This is a genomic window from Rhodococcus sp. EPR-134 (genome assembly GCF_001647205.1).
Classification (GTDB): domain Bacteria; phylum Actinomycetota; class Actinomycetes; order Mycobacteriales; family Mycobacteriaceae; genus Rhodococcus_F; species Rhodococcus_F qingshengii.
This window is the reverse complement of record NZ_LVCT01000586.1, coordinates 1-5,455: the sequence shown is the minus strand read 5'-3', so window position 1 is coordinate 5,455 and position 5,455 is coordinate 1. Positions and strand designations below refer to the sequence as shown.

Annotated in this window: 5 protein-coding genes and 2 tRNA genes; 6 read left to right on the top strand and 1 reads right to left on the bottom strand. The window is 62.2% G+C overall.

From position 1 onward, the window contains the following. The 6 genes from A2J01_RS25790 to A2J01_RS25765 all read left to right on the top strand — a co-directional run. Nucleotides 1–287, top strand: a 287-nt coding sequence (locus A2J01_RS25790; RefSeq protein ID WP_197494301.1) for a DUF3566 domain-containing protein, incomplete at its 5' end; no start/stop codon positions are given. Nucleotides 288–362: 75 nt separating this feature from the next. Then, nucleotides 363–436: transfer RNA gene (locus A2J01_RS25785), tRNA-Ile, on the top strand. A 176-nt stretch (nt 437–612) separates the two neighbouring features. Next, nucleotides 613–685, top strand: a tRNA-Ala gene (locus A2J01_RS25780). 284 nt (nt 686–969) lie between these two features. Continuing rightward, the gene (locus tag A2J01_RS25775) at nt 970–2,079 is read left to right on the top strand and encodes a baeRF11 domain-containing protein (RefSeq protein ID WP_054828211.1); all 1,110 of its coding nucleotides are present in this window, start codon (nt 970–972) and stop codon (nt 2,077–2,079) included. Nucleotides 2,080–2,141: 62 nt separating this feature from the next. Continuing rightward, nucleotides 2,142–3,806, top strand: coding sequence for an alpha/beta hydrolase (locus A2J01_RS25770; RefSeq protein WP_007729186.1), 1,665 nt, complete (start codon nt 2,142–2,144; stop codon nt 3,804–3,806). Nucleotides 3,807–3,933: 127 nt separating this feature from the next. Continuing rightward, nucleotides 3,934–5,211 (top strand): lipase family protein, encoded by a 1,278-nt coding sequence (locus tag A2J01_RS25765; protein WP_064113886.1) that lies wholly within the window; start codon nt 3,934–3,936, stop codon nt 5,209–5,211. 57 nt (nt 5,212–5,268) lie between these two features. Here the strand turns inward: A2J01_RS25765 and A2J01_RS25760 are convergent. Continuing rightward, on the bottom strand, nt 5,269–5,455 hold a 187-nt coding region (locus A2J01_RS25760), incomplete at its 5' end, for an LPXTG cell wall anchor domain-containing protein (protein ID WP_156519408.1).

The following is a 5,455-nucleotide window of genomic DNA, read 5'->3' as shown; positions in this document are numbered from 1 at the left end:
TCTCGGTGTCGCTGTTCTTCGTGTGGATGGTGGCCGTCGGACTGCTCTACGTCGTTCTCGACGGCATGGGCGTCTGGGATCGCCTGAACAACGCGTTCACCGACATCGTTGCCGACGGCGGCTCGGACGGTCTGGTGACGGCCGGCCAGGTGTTCGGCTACGCCGCGCTGATCGGCATCGCGAACATGGTGCTTTTCACGGCACTCGTCACGATCGGATCGTTCATCTACAACCTCTGCAGCGACCTGGTTGGCGGCGTAGAGGTAACTCTCGCCGACCGCGACTGACCTGCGAAAACATTGCTCCGCCGGGCCCGTTTTGGTGTCAGCGGCCCGGTGGGGTAATCTTTGGAATCGGTTCAGGGGCCTATAGCTCAGGTGGTTAGAGCGCTTTACTGATAATGAAGAGGTCGGAGGTTCAAGTCCTCCTAGGCCCACTCCCATGTGCCGAAGAAGGGTTGCTGGAATGAAGGTTTTCCTGCTTGTCGGGGCCGGAATTCTGGTAGCTCTCGGGGTCACCAAGCTGATCAAAAGTCAGCGCGGAGACAAGGTTTGGCACGATTTGGAAACAGGATAGAACCTAGGTACTCTGACTCCGGTCAGAAAACCGAACGGGGCCTTAGCTCAGTTGGTAGAGCGCTGCCTTTGCAAGGCAGATGTCAGGAGTTCGAATCTCCTAGGCTCCACAGTAAGAAAACACCCTCCCGGGATCCGGGAGGGTGTTTTTGTATGCCGATGTACCCGATCTCTGCTCGCCCCGGCCGGTGCCCGACTTGCCCGACTTGTGTGCCCCCTTTTTGAGCGAACGGCACTTCCGGCGCACTGAAGGCGATGAACATGCCGTTCGCTCGGAGTGGGGTGGCCGGAACCGCGCCCACTATGGACCGTTCGTCCCGAATTCTCCGGAAAGTCTAGTGGTCATAACCAGCCGGGCGTAGCGTGAGGAGAACCCAATTTCAGGAGGTTCGTAGTGCTTCACAACGACATTCCCAGCCACGGTGAAATTGCCGCACTCGCGGAGGTGGAGGGGCCCACCTGCATCACCATCGTTACTCCGACTGAAGATGCGCCGCAGGATTACGACAAAGCGCGCATAGCCTTCAAGGACCAGGTCCGCTCGGCACTCGCATCGGTGGAGGATCCGGCCGAGCGCAAGCAGTTCGAGGCCGAATACGCAGAGCTCGACGACGACGACGATTTCTGGCGCTTCCAGTCGCGCTCATTGGTCACGTACGCGACGCCGGACCGTCTGGTGACCTTCCGCCTCCCCAACCGTCTGCAGGCGCTCGAAACGGTCAGCGATCGGTTTCATCTCAAGCCACTGCTCCGTTCGGTGACGTTCCCCCAGACGGCGTTTGTTCTCGCTCTGGCAGAGGGTTCGGTGCGACTGATCGAGATCGCCGCCGATCAACCGGCCGACGAGGTTCGTGTTCAGGGAATGCCGAAGAACGCTGCGGATCACGCGGGCAAGTCGTCGATCAACAGTCGCACCGAGGCGGGTCGGCTCTCGGGTTCGGACAGCCGAAAGCTGCGCGTCAATCAGTACGCCCGCGCAGTCGATCACGAGGTCCGCGGTGTGCTCGCCGGCCGTGACGTCCCCTTGATTCTGGCCGCTGCGGAACCCATCGCGTCGGTGTATCGCTCCGTGAATTCGTACCGCCACCTGGTCGACAAAACCGTCGAGGGAAACCCGGAAGCCTTGTCGACGCAGGAAGTGGCGGACGGTTCGCGTCCGGCGCTCGACGACTTCCATGCCGAGCAGCTGGCGGCGGTGCGGGACACCTTCAATGTGCGCACGGAACAGGGACGCACTCAGACGGACGTCGCCGACGTGGCAACAGCCGCGACGTACGGACAGGTCGACACCGTTTTCATCGACATAGATTCCGTCGTACCCGGAAGTCTCGATCCCCAGACGGGCGCTCTCACGACCGGTGAGTCGACCAACGGAAGCACCTACGGGGTCGTCGACGAGATCGCTCGTCGTGCGCTCCTGACGGGTGCGCGGGTGCTCGCTGTTCGCGCGGAGGACATTCCGGGCGGCGGCGCAGTTGCCGCGATTTTGCGCTTCGCCCCGTAAACAGACTGGACGCGTGTGCGCCTCGTGACCTGATTCGGGCACGGGGCGCATACGATTCCGGCATGAAACGTGTGTGGGAACGGCTGCGCCTCTATTGCAAGACGCTGCACCCGGTCGGGCTTGCCTTTGCTCTGGTCTTCTTCACCTGGTCGATGAGTCCGTCCCTGTTGCCGCGCGCGTGGTACCTGCAGGGCGTTGCGACGGGCATCTCGCTCGCCATGGGATACGGCGTCGGCGTGACGGTTGCCTGGATGATCCGCAAGTGCGGCGTCGAACCGCAGTGGTCGGACCGCACCAAGAAGATCGGCTGGCGAATCCTGTTGGTCGCGGCCGTCATTCTGGTGCCGACGTTCTTGGTCCTCGGTTCGTGGTGGCAGCAGATCGTTCGCGATCTCGTGGAAGCTCCACGCACCAATCAAGCGAATTATCTTCTGGTGCTGATGATTTCGCTCGGAATCTGGTTCATCCTGCTCGAGGCAGGCCGTGGTCTTCGGTTCACCACCAACAAGCTCACCGCCGTCGCACTACGGTTCGTTCCCCTCGAGGCGGCGAAGGTCGGCAGCTTGATCGTCATCTTCGCCCTCGGCATCTTCATCGTGAACGGTGCGCTGTACAACGGGCTGATCGCATTCGCGAACTGGAGTTTCTCCGGTGCGGATCACGAAACACCGGACGGCATCGAACAGCCCATGATTGCAGAGCGGAGCGGTTCGCCGATGTCCGCCGAGGCTTGGGATTCTCTCGGCCAGGAGGGTCGCACCTTCATGGGTAGCGGTCCCACTGCAGCCGAGATCTCTGCATTGACCGGACGTGAAGCGAAGCAACCGATCCGGGTGTATGCCGGACGTGAATCCTCGGACTCGATCAACGGTGTCGCACAGCGGGTCGTCGACGAGTTGGAGCGCACCGGCGGATTCGACCGCGGAACCCTCGCAGTTGTCACGACCACCGGCCGCGGTTGGGTGAACGAGGACGTCGCGTCGGCGTTCGAGTACGTCGAGGGCGGGGACACGGCGATCGCGTCGATGCAGTACTCGTTCCTTCCGAGTCCGTTGGCCTTCATCGCCGACCGTGAGACGCCGATGATCGCCGGCCGCGCGCTGTTCAACGCGGTCTACGCCAAGTGGATCGACTTGCCCGTTGAGACGCGACCCGAACTGGTTGTCTTCGGTGAGAGCCTCGGCTCCTACGGTGGCCAGGCCGCATTCGCCGGCGCTCAGGACATGATGACGCGCGTCGACGGCGCACTGTGGGTCGGAACCCCCAACTTCACTGCTCAGTGGCAGGAAATCACGGACAGTCGTGACTCGGGCTCACCGGAGATTCTGCCGGTGATCGACGGTGGCCAGGCAATTCGGTTTGCCGGTGATCCGGAAGATCTGGAGCTGAAGTCGGACTGGGACGACGATCGCATCGTGTACTGGCAGCACGCCAGCGACCCGATCACGTGGTGGTCCTTCGACCTGCTGCTCAACAAGCCGGATTGGCTCAAGGAACCGCTGGGTCGCGACGTGGATCCGGGAATGACATGGGTTCCTCTCGTGACCTTCTGGCAGGTAACCCTCGACATGGTCTTCTCGGCTGACGTCCCGTCCGGGCACGGTCACAATTACGGCGAGGATGCAGCGGACATGTGGGCCAAGATCCTGCACCCCGAGGCCTGGACCTCGGCTGATACCGACAAGCTTCGTGCGCTGCTGACCACCAATCTGGAGCCCACGAAGTAGTCGTAAACGGTTGTAATTCAGCCTGTTAAGGCGAAAACCTCACGAAAAAGTGTTACGTGAGGTATGTGTTACTCTGCGTTCGCTGTGTGCCAAGCCACAGCGCAAGCGAACGTGGGGAGATCGAAACGTGAAGAGCAGAGCATGGTGGGCGGCAGGGGTCTCCGTCGCGGCACTGGTCATGGGTGCTGTGACGGCCCCTGCCGCAACGGCGGGGCCGGCGGATTTCTACACGCCGCCGGTCGAGCTTCCGGCAGGTGCCAACGGAGATCTCATCAAGAGTGAGCCGTCACCACTGCTGCTGAGCGTGCCCGGATCGAACGGTGCGTGGCCGGCAACCGCCACCAAGATCATGTACCGAAGCGAGGACGCCAAGGGCGCCCCCGTTGCCGTGACGGGCACCTATCTCGAACCGTCGAACCCGTGGACCGGGCAGGGGGCGCGTCCACTGGTTGCCGCAGCGGTAGGAACGCATGGGCAGGGCGATCAATGCGCACCATCCAAGCTGTTCAACACCGGTATCGAGTACCAGTTCCCGACGGACGTCATGGTCGGCTACGAGTCCATCTGGGTGAACACGTTGCTGCTCAACGGCATTGCCGTCGTCGTCACCGATTACGAGGGCCTCGGAACTCCGGGCGATCACACCTACGTCAACCGTGAAGCCGAAGCGCACGCCGTTCTGGACTCGGTGCGAGCCGCTCAGCAACTCCCGAACACGAGCATTCCCGCCGACGGCCCCGTCGGACTGTGGGGTTACTCGCAAGGTGGTGGAGCTGCTGCTGCCGCAACGGAATTGAAGCCGTCGTATGCTCCTGAGCTTGATCTCAAGGGCACCTACGCAGGTGCACCGCCCGCCGATCTGGCGGCGACGCTGCAGCAGGTCGACGGCACGTTCCTCACCGGAGTGATCGGATACGCGCTCAACGGGATCCTTGCCCAGTACCCCGAGGTTCAGCCGCTGCTCGACGCCGAGATCAACGATCGCGGCCGACAGATGTTGGCCGCCACCAAGAACCAGTGCGTCGCCGAAAGTGGATTGCAGTTCGGCTTCCAGCAGTCGTCGAGCTTCACCAATTCCGGTGAATCACTCTCCGCGGTTCTGGCGCGTCTACCCATGGCGCAGGCAATCCTCGACGAGCAGAAGATCGGCAAGCTGACGCCGGAGTCGCCCGTGCTCATTCAGCATGGCCGCTCCGACGACATCGTTCCGTTCGGTCAGGGACAGCAACTGGCGCGAGACTGGTGCGGCGAGGGTGCGACGGTGCAGTTCTCCGTCAACGAACTGCCCCCGATCATTCCGGGACTGGCAATCAATCACGCGACGCCGTACCTGGTGGGTACCCCCGAATCCATCGGATACATGATCGATCGCTTCAACAACGTCCCGGCACCGTCCAACTGCTGAACGTGAACATCGAAAAGCCCCGGAACACAATCTGTTCCGGGGCTTTTCGTATCTCGACTAAGCGGTCTTCTCGGCCGAGTTCTCCTCGAGGCGAGGGGGTGCGGAAGCGACCGGCGGATGCTCGCGTCGGCGGCTCTTGAAGAACACCGCGCCACCGATCACCGCAACACCGGCGATGACGAACACGGTGACGCGCTTGCGACCGCGAGGCTTCTCGGTGCGTTCCGTGGATTTCGTGGGGATG